The organism is Carnobacterium mobile DSM 4848, assembly GCF_000744825.1.
Taxonomy (GTDB): domain Bacteria; phylum Bacillota; class Bacilli; order Lactobacillales; family Carnobacteriaceae; genus Carnobacterium_A; species Carnobacterium_A mobile.
On sequence record NZ_JQMR01000001.1, the window covers coordinates 1,867,652 to 1,879,378 of the forward strand.

Here is an 11,727-nt window from a genome sequence, read left to right on the forward strand (position 1 = left end):
GATGACAGTAGTCATACGGCCTAGCCGCTGGTCGGATTATCCGGACTTAGTAGCAATTGAAAACCAAATTTGGAATGAAACTAATACACCGAATGTCACCACTTATCCTTCAGCAGAAGCTTACCAGCAGCACCATCCCGTTGGGACACATTTAGTGGCGGTTAATGAAGAGTTGAATAAAGTAGTAGGGTTTGTGGGGTTTCATCCGCCAACGCCTCTAGCAGCTCACCAACGGACCTGGATGATCGATATCGGCGTAGATCCCACTGCACAAAGTACCGGAGTCGGCTCCCAATTGTTGGAAGCTGTAAAACAAAAAGCAAAAGAACAGCAGATCCATAAACTGGGATTGCGTGTGTTAGCTACGAATCAAAGTGCTATTCGTTTTTATCAAAAGAACGGCTTTGTGATCGAAGGAACACTAAAAGAGGAGTTCTGGTTGAATGGGCAATTTGTAGATGACATATTGATGGGCTTTACTTTAGAAAGCTAGCAAAATTTGCTATACTAGCACAGTAAATAAATCAGGTAACACTTTTACCTATCAATCAACGGATTGAAAACAATCGAAAAGGAGAATGGAAATGTATAAAAAATCACTAGTCTTTTTTGCGGCAGCATTTGTTTTAGGAGGTTGCAGTACTAATAAAGCAGATGCACCTGCTGAAGAATCGTCTGAAGCGGCTGTTCAATCTAGTCAAGAAATGGTACAAGAAAGTTCCTCAGAAAGTGTCGCATCTGAAAGCTCAGCGGTAGAAAGTTCTGCATCATCAGAAGCAGCCGATACAGAAACTGACAGCGAAGATATGGCACCAGTCAGCGAAGAAGAAGTAGCTAACGCTGAAGAAGCAACTGATCTCAGCCAATACGAAGAACTAACTTATGCAAAAGATCAAATTGATTTGTCAGATTACGAAAGCCGCATCTTGACCGATAACCCAGGAAAACGTGTGATGCTCTTTTCAGACGGCAACCAACAAGCTTACAAAACAATCTATATCAAACACAACAATTGGTTAAAAGTGATCGACTTGAACAATGACGGTTTAGTGGTAAACGAATCCATCAAATAACCGGTTAAAAACCCGATAAAAGTTTCAAAAAAGCGGCTGGAAGGATTGACAGCTGGCTTTTAAAACGGTATTATGTTAGATGGTATTGTTTGCCCCACATAATGAGCCCCGGAAACTTATATTGTGCACCAAACAAACAGATAAGAATATGGAGGAAACTAACGTGCGTACAACTTATATGGCTAAACCTAGCGAAGTAGAACGTAAATGGTATGTGGTAGACGCAACTGATATCCCAATGGGACGTTTGTCTACTGTAGTAGCATCAATTCTACGCGGTAAAAATAAACCAACTTTCACACCCCACATCGATACTGGTGACTTTGTGATCGTTATTAATGCAGAAAAAATCAAATTAACTGGTAAAAAAGCAACTGACAAAATTTACTCTCACCACACTGGATACATCGGTGGATTGAAACAAGTTTCAGCTGGAGAATTACGTGCGAACAACCCACGTAAATTGATTGAAATGTCTGTCAAAGGTATGTTGCCTAAGAACACTTTAGGACGCAAACAAGGCATGAAATTACACGTTTACGCTGGTGCTGAACACGATCACCAAGCACAACAACCTGAAGTACTAGACATTACAAACTTAATTTAAGGAGGGAAATTCTTTGGCACAAGTACAATATACCGGCACAGGCCGTCGTAAAAACTCAACAGCTCGCGTACGTTTAGTACCCGGAACTGGTAAAATCATCATGAACAAAAAAGATATTACTGAATACATGCCTTTCCCATATTTATACGTAATCGTTAAACAACCTTTAGCAGTTACAGAAACATTGGAAAGCTATGACATTCACGTAAACGTAAATGGCGGTGGCTACACTGGACAAGCAGGCGCTACTCGTCATGGTATCGCTCGTGCGTTATTACAAGTAGACCCAGCTTTCCGTGCACCATTAAAAGCTGCAGGACTATTAACACGTGACCCACGTATGGTTGAACGTAAAAAACCAGGTCTTAAGAAAGCTCGTAAAGCTTCTCAATTCTCAAAACGTTAATTGCTGCAGCCGTTGCGAATTTATTCGCTTGCGGATACAGTATGGGACGGAGATTTCGAGAGATATCGAGTACCAATCATTACAATATATAGTATCAAAAGAGAGCTGCTCATATGGCAGTTCTCTTTTTTTATGCACGAAAATTTAGATGGAATGAAAAAAACGTATGTAGACTGATCTATGTACCAAATAAGGTGGTGGGAAAAGTGAATCCAAAAGAGAAAATGTTAGAGTTGATCAAAAAGAAACAAACAGGTGGTGGAAGATCTAAACAACAAACCAACTCGCCAAAAAATGATATAAAAAATATGCGAAAAGGTCCAAAGATTTTTAATAAATAAGCTGTTTTACACTCCTTTGAAAGTATCAGACGGTGGTTTTATGTTTTATACAAGATATTTTTTTGATTCTGAATATGGACCATCTAGGTGATTAAAATGATGGAGATAGCAGAACCAGGGAAACAACTTGAAGTATTAGATACCACTGAATATATCCTGTTCTCATATTTACTTGAAGTTGTTAAACAACCTTTATTCTATGGACGCATTGCATTTAGTGCAGTGGGTCTATTTTTTGTCAAACACGGAAAAGGAGGGAATGATTCTTTATCTCGGAAACAGAGCATTGCTGATAAAGATGGTTCGCAACTTAGAAAACGGGTAGCGAACTATAAACAGGTTAACTCAGGAAAGCCTTTCACTTCTATCAAGGTTGGTTTATCAATGAAGACTTACGGCACTGAACTAAAAGATAATAAAATATTGTGAAGTATATCTAGAAAAGAAATGGTATTGATCAATACCAGTAGAAAAATTTCTTTGGACTGTTAAAACAAAAGTAGTTAGACAATACGACTGATTTAAAAGCCTTTTCCTCTCACAAAGTGATACCTAATCTCATTTGTTAAATCCGGCAATCATCTATTGAGGAGGTATAAAAAAATAACCCTATGGATAATGGGTTATTCATACACGATTTTAAAGAACTTTAAGTATCCGAATCTTCGTTACGAATTTCTCACTTAGAAGTCTCTTTAGTTTACCTTGAAAAAAGAAAGCTTTATCCTAAAGGTAACTTAATAAGTATGCCGGATCAACGATATGCCGTGTTTTAGTTGCTCCAAGGAGTACCTATTATTACCTTTTAAAACAGAATATCTAAATAAATAAGAAAGAACGGGTGACAAAATATGACAAAAGCTGTATTAATTGTAAATCCTTCATCAGGAGGAGAGTCAGGAGAAAAGTATACAGAGCTTGCCGTAGAAACATTAGCGTCACTATACGACAGCATTGTGGTGAAAGAGACTGAAAAAGAAGGAGACGCTGAACGTTTTGCGAATGAGGCTGCTAAAGAAAAGGTAGAAGCTGTGTTCGTTATGGGTGGGGATGGTACCGTTAACGAAGGAGTGAATGGCATTGCCAAAGAAGAGCCACGTCCAAAGTTCGGGATTATTCCTCTGGGAACGGTAAATGATCTGGGACGCGCTTTAGGAATTCCACTTGATCCTGAAGAAGCAATCCGGATGTTACCACATGCTGTTACAAAGGAATTAGATATTGGAAAAGTTAATGGCGGCTATTTTGTAGACGTCATTGCAATCGGAAAAATTCCAGAAGCGGTAAAAAATGTTAGTGCAGAACAAAAGACTCGTTTGGGAACATTAGCTTATTTCATAGAAGGAGCAAAGGCAATCACTGAAGATCAGAGTTATCCTTTTAGGTTCTTGTTAGATGATGAGGTTATCGAACAAGATTCCTCTTTGGTGTTGATTGCACTGACCAATTCGGTAGGAGGATTCGAAAAGATGCTGCCACATGCGAAAATAGATGATGGTTATCTGCATTTAGTTGCTTTAAAAGGAAGTTCTTTCCTGGATAAAGTCAAACTAGTTCCTCAAGTTCTTACAGGTAATACAACAAATGCAGATGGAATCTTTTACCGGAATTTCGAATCCGGAGAAATTAATAGTTTAAAAGGAGACAGGAAGGTCACGAGCAACATTGATGGAGACGAAGGAGTTCCGCTGCCACTTAGAGTTCAGGTTCTGCCAAAGCATTTAACTATTTTTGTAAAAGATGAGCAAGCAAGTAGTGGATTTTCAAGAGCAGAGGAAAACTTATCATAAAAAGAGGAGGGAGGTGCCATCTATGCTAGACAGTTCCTTCCTCTTCTATTTGTATAGAGATTATCATTCCAAAGTAATCTCTCTTGGCCTTTATACCAATGCAGGGTACATCTCCTTTCTTCAATACCTAGAGTCTGATAAGCTAGAGACACAGCACAGGCTCAATTCCTTGCAAGCAGCTTTCTTGTTTCTCCACTCCAGGAAAAATTTGTGATGCAATTTCATGATTCCTTTCAGATATATTTACAAGGAAATATATGTTCCTCCTATCCTATATTCTCTAGTGCAGTATATGGTTTTGTAACTTCATAGACATATCTGTTCACTTATTATTGCTTATAAAGTCTATATCTTTCATGATTTATAAAAGGTATACTCGGAGAAATAGGTTTATATAAGGAGAGTAGCAACATGCTAATAAATATAGATAATGATTTTTATGACAGAATAGCATCGATGGCAAAAGTTTTAGATATCTCTCCAGAAGAGTATTTAATAAAACAACATGACAGCAACGCTAACTTGAAGAGTGTTCTTCTTTCTGAGAAAGAAGAATTCACGACTTTTATTGTAGAATATAAAAATATGCTTGATCAATTATTTTATATTGAAGAAGATACAATGAAGACTTTAAATAAGGTCGGAAACCCGGCAGATATGAATAGAGTTTTTTCTCGGTTATGCACACTTATTGGTGAAGATGTTGGTTTTATCACTAAACTTTATATGGTTTATAAAGAAAAAGAACCTGTTCTTTAATAAGATGCTAACTTTTTTCTTTACTAGTAGGTTTTCTATTTCATATTCATTACATTTGCTTGTACTATGTGTTGGGTACACTCTTCGCATCTTTTTATTAAGAATAAACAAAAGAACCGTAATTAAATAAGCCTCTATATACACATTTACAGGTTATTTTATATGGTGGACTTAATAAAGCGGATTTCGAGGAAAACAAAAAAACAATGGCGTATCTTCCAGTCCATCCTCATGAATGGAAGATACGCTATTGTTTTTTATACTATGCTTGTTATTCGTTAGATCAGCAAATAAAGCACTAAGCACTGCGTATATCAGATAATCCAGACAAAAAGAGCTATTTAGTTATAGGCTTTGAGATAAGTACTATTTCTAATTTCATGTATAGAGGTAACTACTTGAATAATCAGATAATTGCTTATTATACATCTCTAAGCAAAGAGATTACACCATCAGAAGTAAATACATGCTTTACTATGAAATTATCTTGAAGAACGTGATCACTTCGTTTTAGTATCCAACAATATTATGAGCTCGCATTAATTCAAGGGCACGGACTTCTCTCGGTAAGAAACAGCGAATGTCATCTTCATTATACCCAATTTGCAATCTTTTATCGTCTATCAGAATTGGGCGACGTAATAACCCGGGGTTTTCTTGAACCAAAGTAAACAAATCTTTAAGCGGTAATTCTTCTAAATCAATATTTAATTCTTGAAACGCCTTAGAACGTGTAGAAATAATTTCTTCTGTACCCTCTTCTGTCATTCGTAAAATAGATTTAATTTCAAGGATATCTAACGGGTCTGAAAAAATATTCTGTGCTTTATAAGGAATATTATTTTCTTCAAGCCAAGCCACTGCTTTACGACAAGAAGAACAACTAGGTGCTGTATATATGGTGACCATTTGTTACACTCTCCTATGCAAAATTAATTTATAACTATAGTTTATAATATTTCGTTCACAATTGCTACACTTTTTTGTCACATTTTTGTCACTTTTATAAAAAATAACAAATTTTTACTTTTAGCAGTATGAAGAAATTAAATACGGTAAAGCTTAAACCGTTAATTTTAGTGGTTAAAATAGGGTGAATGCTTTTTTTATCATTTCTCGACAGAAGACTCCCTCTTCTCTAAGGGGGAGATGAATGTCGGTTGAACGTTGTTCAACAAGTTGTCTCGTTTTTTGTTCCCATTCAGGCATAAAAAATAAATCTAAAAATGTAAGCGTTACTATTGAAGCGGGACTCTTTTCGGAGTATACTAACAGCACAAGGAGGGGGAACAGATGTTCAAGTACAAAACTTATCGCTACCGGATTTACCCAAACAAGAAACAACAACAGTCCATTAACCAGACGATCGGTTGTGCTCGTTTTGTCTTCAATCATTTCTTACACCAGTGGACTGAAACCTACCAAGAAACAGGCAAAGGATTATCGTACAGTACGTGCTCCTCCCTCCTCACACGGCTCAAAAAAGAAACTGAAACTCTTTGGTTGAAAGAAGTTGACAGTATTGCGCTTCAGTCTTCTCTTGAACATCTGGCGGATGGCTTCGAGCGTTTCTTCAAGAAACAAACCAAGTACCCGCGATTCAAAAGTAAAAAGAACCTTGTCCAATCTTATACCACTAAACAAACGAATGGAAACATCGCTATTTCAGGAAACCAATTGAAACTCCCTAAGATAGGATGGATTCGTTTTGCGAAAAGCAGAGAAGTTGCTGGCAGAATAGTGAGGGCTGCTATTCGGAAAAATCCTTCTGGAAAGTGTTTTGTCTCGCTTTTGTGCGAAGTGGACATTCATCCCTTTCACAAGACGGGTTCTGCCGTAGGCATTGATCTGGGAATAACAGATTTTGCCATTTTGTCCACCGGAAAAAAGAGAGACAACCAACGGTTTACTGCTCAGATGGATAAGAAATTGAAGCGGGAACAACGGAAACTCTCCCGAAAATACGAACAAGCGAAAAAAGACGGGAAAGAGTTGTGGGAAGCCAAAAACTATCAGAAACAGAAACAAAAAACAGCAAAACTCCATGAGAAAGTTGCCAATCAACGAGAAGACTTCTTAAACAAGCTCAGTACAGAGATCATCAAAAACCACGATATCATCTGTATCGAAGACCTGAATGTGCAAGGCATGAAAAGGAACCATAAACTCGCCAAAAGTATTTCCGATGTGTCGTGGTCGGCTTTTGTACAAAAATTGACCTACAAAGCAGATTGGTATGGAAAGAAAGTCATTAAAGTCAGTCGGTGGTTCCCTTCCAGTCAGATCTGTTCTGCATGTGGCCATCGGGACGGAAAGAAACCCTTGAACATACGAGCATGGGTCTGCCCGGAATGCGGGATACTTCATGACCGAGATATCAATGCGAGTATTACCATTCTGCAAGAGGGATTGAGGTCCTTACAACTTGTATAAAAAACAAAACCGCAGGTACTGCGGGGATAGCTTGGTCCATAAAAGCAACCTCTGACAGTAAAGACATCCGCTGTTAAGTCTACTTTGTTCCCAAGAATCTCCCACTTCTAAGCGACCGCGTAAGTGGGAGTAGTTCAAAGGTTAGTGTTTCCTCTACATCGTATATGAGTAAGCATAGAACTCAATGACAATTTAGAATGAAAGTAATTAATAAAATAAGCATTCCTACTCAAGGAGTAGGAACGCTTATTTTATTGGAAATGTTTAGTTACATTCTTTCTTCATTTTGATCTGCTACAAATTTTGAGCCTAATAGGCCTGCAACAGAAGTTAAAACCATACCTAAAATTAAAGCTGCAAATTCCCAGATAGAAGATTTCTCAGTTGCGTCAGCCGCTTCGTCAGCTTCTTGTTGAGTTAAATCGGTGTTTTTATTCACTGCAATTGCTTCTTTGTCGTCTGCAGCTTTTGTAATAGTGTCAACATATTGTTGCAATGAGTCAGTTGTTTCCTTAATAATTTGGTCTGTTTGATCAGTATCGAGTAAGATTTCTTTTCCAGCCTTTGTAATATCAGATGCTGCTGCATTTAATTGGTCGTTAAGGTAGTTAGGTTGTAACTCTTTCACATCTGTCTCTTTTAAAATCTAGTTCGTTTGATCTGTGAGATCATTTGTATCAACACTTCCAACTTCCCCGATAATTTTGTCGAATCCCCTAGAAACAAGATCTCCGATTTCTGAAGCACCGGTTTCTACTCTTTTACCAGCGATAGAAAGAACAGAACCTAGAGTCGAACCGACAGCGGAAAAAATGCTTGTTGTGAGCATAGAAAGCATGATTACTAAAGCCCAGACGCTTATTGCCCACGTTAAGAAACCATAAACTAACCCTATCTGACGAGAAGTCATTCCAGCCACAAACCCTGCTGCTAGTAGAGAAAGGATAAAAGCGATAGCTGTCCAAATGAATAAACCTGTTTTGACACCCTCAATGGATTTCTCGAAGTTGCTTCTACTTGTCCGAACCCGATTGCAAATCCAACTAGAGAAAAAGTAATTAAAAGAGATAAGAAAGTGACGAGACCTGCAATAATAGCACCTCATGAACTATTGAAACCAGCCTCTGCTTGACCCGTACCCCGGCCTGCCAAATTCCACTTCAAACCTTTTTTTCTTATTTTTTCAATTATACCACTCCTTTTATTGTTACTCTTAATTTTAAAGAGTTCATTGTATTTAAATAAACAATAACCCTTCAAATGAAAAAGGATTTTGTATTGTTTAAACGGTAGTCTAAGGCTTATAAGCGAGGTATACCAAAAACCACTTATGTTAACGTATTGTTTGTGATGTCTGTGCTAAATGCGTATAATTACATTAAGTACGGAGGATGTATATTTAATGTGCATTTATTAATCTACGCGAAGGAGGAGACAGAATGAGTTATGTTGAAGGAAGTTATGCTACGCCAAACGAAGCGATTGCCGCAGTCAAACGCTTAGAAAAAGAAGGATACAAGAAAAAGGATCTTCGGTTAATTTCAAATACAGCAGCTCGTCATGCGTTCATGGAACAATCAAACCTGGAGATAACCTCTGAAAATGATTATAAAAAAGAATCTGGTTCAACTGCTGAGGCAGAACAGTATTCAATTTGGGATACAATAATCGATGCGTTTTCTGCCGATGAAGACGGCTCAGCGGAATCAACTGTCTCAAAAGAAAATCCTTTATCTCATTACCAAAATGATATTGCCAATGGGAATATCATTATCTTAGTTGAAGAGAATGCTGAAACGAAGACTGATTCTATACCTAATGACGTAACAGAAAATGAACAAACAATAAAATTGCAAGAAGAGCAGCTTGATGTGGATACGAATAAAGTTCAAACAGGCGAAGTGAATGTTTCCAAGAGAGTAATTGAGGAGACTAAAATGATTGAAGTTCCTGTGGAGCATGAAGAAATTGTGATCAAAAGACACAAAGTTAACGATGGAACATCCGTTGACGAAAATAACGAAGATGAAGAAATTGTCATTCCTATTTCCGAAGAACAAATTCATGTGACTAAAACACCTGTTGTGATTGAAGAAGTAACCATCGGCAAAGAGACCGTTGAAGAAACAAAACAGATCAGCGAGACGGTTAGAAAAGAAGACATAGAGGTAGAAACAGACGGAGATGTAGGCCTACACGACGATAGAAAACTGTAAAGCATTAGTGACTCTTACTTTAAAAATAATAAAGAAAAAAGCCAAAGTGATGAAGTCTCTCTGGCTTTTTTGGTATGTTCAGACTTCTTATCAAAGAGTCAAAAAAGCAAACGAGTTTATATTTCAACTCGTTTGCTTTTTTTGTTTATTCTTCTAATTTTCCAGCTGTATATCCGCCATCGACAGGAATCGTTACACCGCTGATTTGTTTAGCTAAATCTGAACATAAGAACATAACAACGTTCCCTTGATCTTCAGCTGTGGCCATCTTGCCTGTAGGAATAGACTTTAACGTTCCTTCATATTGTTCCGGGTGGTCTTTTGCCCATCCTTCAATTGCTGGCGTAAACGTTGCACCCGGGGCAATAGAATTGATTCGAATTCCTTGTTTTCCATATTCTAAAGCAACTGATTTTGTTAAACCGACAATCGCATGTTTCGAAGCCGTGTATGGAGCCATGTTTGGCGAACCTTCAATACCTGCTGCTGATGCAGAGTTAACAATCGAACCGCCGCCTGTTTTAAGCATCGCATTCACTTCATGTTTGATACTATAAAATGTACCATATAACGTTACTTTTAATGTTTTGTCCCAGTCTTTTGCATCCATTTCGCCAATTTTAACTTGGCCGGCATTAATACCTGCGTTATTATGAGCGAAATCAAGTTTACCGAAAACAGCTACCGTTTCATCAACTAATGCTTCGACTTGTTCTTCATCGCTGACATCACACTTGAAGAATTGGGCTTCTCCGCCGTTATCTTTAATCATTTGAACAGTCTCTTGTCCACTTTCTTCACTTACATCAGAAACCATCACTTTTGCGCCTGCTTCTGCTAAAGAGATAGCACTGGCACGTCCAATACCTGATCCTGCTGCTGTTACTAATCCTGCTTTTCCTTCTAATAATTTTGTCATATGACCAATCCTTTCTTCTTTAACAAACAGGAAGCAATTTTACACCTTTGATATTTAATGTCAAGGAAAATGACTTCTGGTAAAATGTAAATGATAGAAGGAATAAACTTAGATACCATACTGTAATCCTGTTTACCTTGCATTAATTTAGAAGAGGTTCGTAAACAACGAATAGTAGCAAAACTACACATATACGAGGAGAAATCAGAATTAGTTTAATTGGTAGTACAGTTGTTTTTGTAATATTAGGATTCATAACCTAGTGCTTTGCATGTTCGCAAACTAGTTGATGAAGGAGCTCCTTGTTAAAATAAGCTGCAATACTAACTACAATAAGCACAAATAAACACTAGAACAATCCTAGACTTGATAAAAGGAAAGATATAAATGTATGAAGTTTATATATATGTGTTTATTACAGCTCTGGGGGCAAAGTCCAACCGGCGTCCAGAATATGTTGTTTAGTAATGGGGTATAAAATACTGTTTGACTCTGTAAATATTAACGTTTTTTGATTATCTTCATTTTCTATTTTTAAAGAAAGATTACCATCTAAAGCTCCGTGTCCTCCTAATTCAGGAGTAGAGAATTCTATTGTCAGAGTATTTTCTTTAATTTTTTTATCCAATATATTATTTTTCAAATATACCCCTGCATTAAGCTCGCCATCGATAAAATAAGAATCGGTTATAATTATTAGATATTCAAGAGACGACTCGTAAGGAGTAGATTCATAAAATCCATATGTTCCTTTGAATTCTTCAAAAGTATAATTTGCTTCTTGGCTGATATTGGTTTCATTCATAATTTCTTTTATATCCGTAATGATAGCTTCGGATTTAGTTATCAAAGCAACTGAACCATTGTCTATATTAATCACAGATTTCGCATGGTTTAAAGATGATTTATAGTCATTGTCTTCAAAAGATTGCAAAGACTGATTAAAATACTTTGTTTGTAGAAGCAATGCATTTGCTTTTTCATCTTCTGGCTTCTCTTCTACAGTGTGTTCAAAGTAAGCCTCAGCTTTTTCGTATTCTTCTGCTGCTAAAGCATCTAAACCTTTTTGAATGAAGGAGGTATATGCTTCCTCATTTTTATTACCGCAACTGGTCAGAAAAAATAAAAAGAATAAGCTGGTAAACAAATATTTATGTTTCACTTTAATCCTCCGTTACTGTCT

The 11,727-nt window shown here is 37.2% G+C and carries 15 protein-coding genes; 10 read left to right on the forward strand and 5 right to left on the reverse strand.

Going from position 1 to position 11,727, the window contains the following annotated elements:
- Nucleotide 1: 1 nt before the first annotated feature.
- The 8 genes from BR87_RS08950 (at nt 2) to BR87_RS08985 (ending at nt 4,976) form a co-directional block, all read left to right on the forward strand.
- Entirely contained in the window at nt 2-493 is a 492-nt protein-coding gene (locus BR87_RS08950) for a GNAT family N-acetyltransferase (RefSeq protein WP_035031178.1), read from the forward strand.
- Between the two features lie 91 nt (nt 494-584).
- The gene (locus BR87_RS08955; RefSeq protein WP_035031181.1) at nt 585-1,073 is read left to right on the forward strand and encodes a hypothetical protein; all 489 of its coding nucleotides are present in this window, start codon (nt 585-587) and stop codon (nt 1,071-1,073) included.
- 163 nt (nt 1,074-1,236) lie between these two features.
- Entirely contained in the window at nt 1,237-1,680 is a 444-nt protein-coding gene (gene rplM / locus BR87_RS08960) for a 50S ribosomal protein L13 (RefSeq protein WP_084683599.1), read from the forward strand.
- Between the two features lie 13 nt (nt 1,681-1,693).
- The gene (gene rpsI / locus BR87_RS08965) at nt 1,694-2,086 is read left to right on the forward strand and encodes a 30S ribosomal protein S9 (RefSeq protein ID WP_035031189.1); all 393 of its coding nucleotides are present in this window, start codon (nt 1,694-1,696) and stop codon (nt 2,084-2,086) included.
- Between the two features lie 113 nt (nt 2,087-2,199).
- Entirely contained in the window at nt 2,200-2,427 is a 228-nt protein-coding gene (locus tag BR87_RS13065) for a hypothetical protein (RefSeq protein ID WP_156959101.1), read from the forward strand.
- Between the two features lie 99 nt (nt 2,428-2,526).
- On the forward strand, nt 2,527-2,856 hold the full coding sequence (locus BR87_RS08975; RefSeq protein ID WP_035031192.1) for a hypothetical protein: 330 nt from the start codon (nt 2,527-2,529) through the stop codon (nt 2,854-2,856).
- A 422-nt stretch (nt 2,857-3,278) separates the two neighbouring features.
- The gene (locus BR87_RS08980) at nt 3,279-4,217 is read left to right on the forward strand and encodes a diacylglycerol/lipid kinase family protein (RefSeq protein ID WP_035031195.1); all 939 of its coding nucleotides are present in this window, start codon (nt 3,279-3,281) and stop codon (nt 4,215-4,217) included.
- Between the two features lie 411 nt (nt 4,218-4,628).
- Nucleotides 4,629-4,976, forward strand: coding sequence for a hypothetical protein (locus BR87_RS08985; RefSeq protein ID WP_035031198.1), 348 nt, complete (start codon nt 4,629-4,631; stop codon nt 4,974-4,976).
- 510 nt (nt 4,977-5,486) lie between these two features.
- Here the strand turns inward: BR87_RS08985 and spxA are convergent.
- Nucleotides 5,487-5,885 (reverse strand): transcriptional regulator SpxA, encoded by a 399-nt coding sequence (spxA, locus tag BR87_RS08990; RefSeq protein ID WP_035031201.1) that lies wholly within the window; start codon nt 5,883-5,885, stop codon nt 5,487-5,489.
- 384 nt (nt 5,886-6,269) lie between these two features.
- Here spxA and tnpB point away from each other — a divergent pair, with 384 nt between their 5' ends.
- Nucleotides 6,270-7,409: an IS200/IS605 family element RNA-guided endonuclease TnpB gene (tnpB, locus tag BR87_RS08995; RefSeq protein WP_035030856.1), complete on the forward strand. Its 1,140-nt coding sequence runs from the start codon at nt 6,270-6,272 to the stop codon at nt 7,407-7,409.
- A gap of 268 nt (nt 7,410-7,677) precedes the next feature.
- Here the strand turns inward: tnpB and BR87_RS13675 are convergent, their stop codons facing one another.
- The gene (locus BR87_RS13675) at nt 7,678-8,037 is read right to left on the reverse strand and encodes a hypothetical protein (protein ID WP_051929771.1); all 360 of its coding nucleotides are present in this window, start codon (nt 8,035-8,037) and stop codon (nt 7,678-7,680) included.
- 18 nt (nt 8,038-8,055) lie between these two features.
- A complete protein-coding gene (locus BR87_RS13680) occupies nt 8,056-8,319 on the reverse strand; it encodes a hypothetical protein (protein WP_404813300.1) in 264 nt (87 codons plus the stop codon).
- Between the two features lie 529 nt (nt 8,320-8,848).
- Between BR87_RS13680 and BR87_RS09005 the strand changes: the two genes are divergently transcribed.
- Nucleotides 8,849-9,625, forward strand: a complete 777-nt coding sequence (locus BR87_RS09005) for a YsnF/AvaK domain-containing protein (protein WP_035031204.1) — start codon at nt 8,849-8,851, stop codon at nt 9,623-9,625.
- 145 nt (nt 9,626-9,770) lie between these two features.
- Here the strand turns inward: BR87_RS09005 and BR87_RS09010 are convergent, their stop codons facing one another.
- Both BR87_RS09010 and BR87_RS09015 read right to left on the reverse strand, forming a co-directional pair.
- Nucleotides 9,771-10,544 (reverse strand): SDR family NAD(P)-dependent oxidoreductase, encoded by a 774-nt coding sequence (locus BR87_RS09010; RefSeq protein WP_035031206.1) that lies wholly within the window; start codon nt 10,542-10,544, stop codon nt 9,771-9,773.
- A 415-nt stretch (nt 10,545-10,959) separates the two neighbouring features.
- Complete coding sequence (locus tag BR87_RS09015) at nt 10,960-11,706, reverse strand: hypothetical protein (protein ID WP_035031209.1); 747 nt, start codon at nt 11,704-11,706, stop codon at nt 10,960-10,962.
- Nucleotides 11,707-11,727 lie beyond the last annotated feature (21 nt).

Coding starts and splice junctions, on each gene's coding strand:
- BR87_RS09010 (WP_035031206.1), bottom strand. CDS start 10,544: ATGACAAAATTATTAGAAGGAAAAGCAGGATTAGTAACAGCAGCAGGA.
- BR87_RS08975 (WP_035031192.1), top strand. CDS start 2,527: ATGGAGATAGCAGAACCAGGGAAACAACTTGAAGTATTAGATACCACT.
- BR87_RS08985 (WP_035031198.1), top strand. CDS start 4,629: ATGCTAATAAATATAGATAATGATTTTTATGACAGAATAGCATCGATG.
- BR87_RS08950 (WP_035031178.1), top strand. CDS start 2: ATGACAGTAGTCATACGGCCTAGCCGCTGGTCGGATTATCCGGACTTA.
- BR87_RS08955 (WP_035031181.1), top strand. CDS start 585: ATGTATAAAAAATCACTAGTCTTTTTTGCGGCAGCATTTGTTTTAGGA.
- BR87_RS13680 (WP_404813300.1), bottom strand. CDS start 8,319: ATGACTTCTCGTCAGATAGGGTTAGTTTATGGTTTCTTAACGTGGGCA.
- BR87_RS08980 (WP_035031195.1), top strand. CDS start 3,279: ATGACAAAAGCTGTATTAATTGTAAATCCTTCATCAGGAGGAGAGTCA.
- tnpB (WP_035030856.1), top strand. CDS start 6,270: ATGTTCAAGTACAAAACTTATCGCTACCGGATTTACCCAAACAAGAAA.
- BR87_RS09005 (WP_035031204.1), top strand. CDS start 8,849: ATGAGTTATGTTGAAGGAAGTTATGCTACGCCAAACGAAGCGATTGCC.
- spxA (WP_035031201.1), bottom strand. CDS start 5,885: ATGGTCACCATATATACAGCACCTAGTTGTTCTTCTTGTCGTAAAGCA.
- BR87_RS13065 (WP_156959101.1), top strand. CDS start 2,200: ATGGCAGTTCTCTTTTTTTATGCACGAAAATTTAGATGGAATGAAAAA.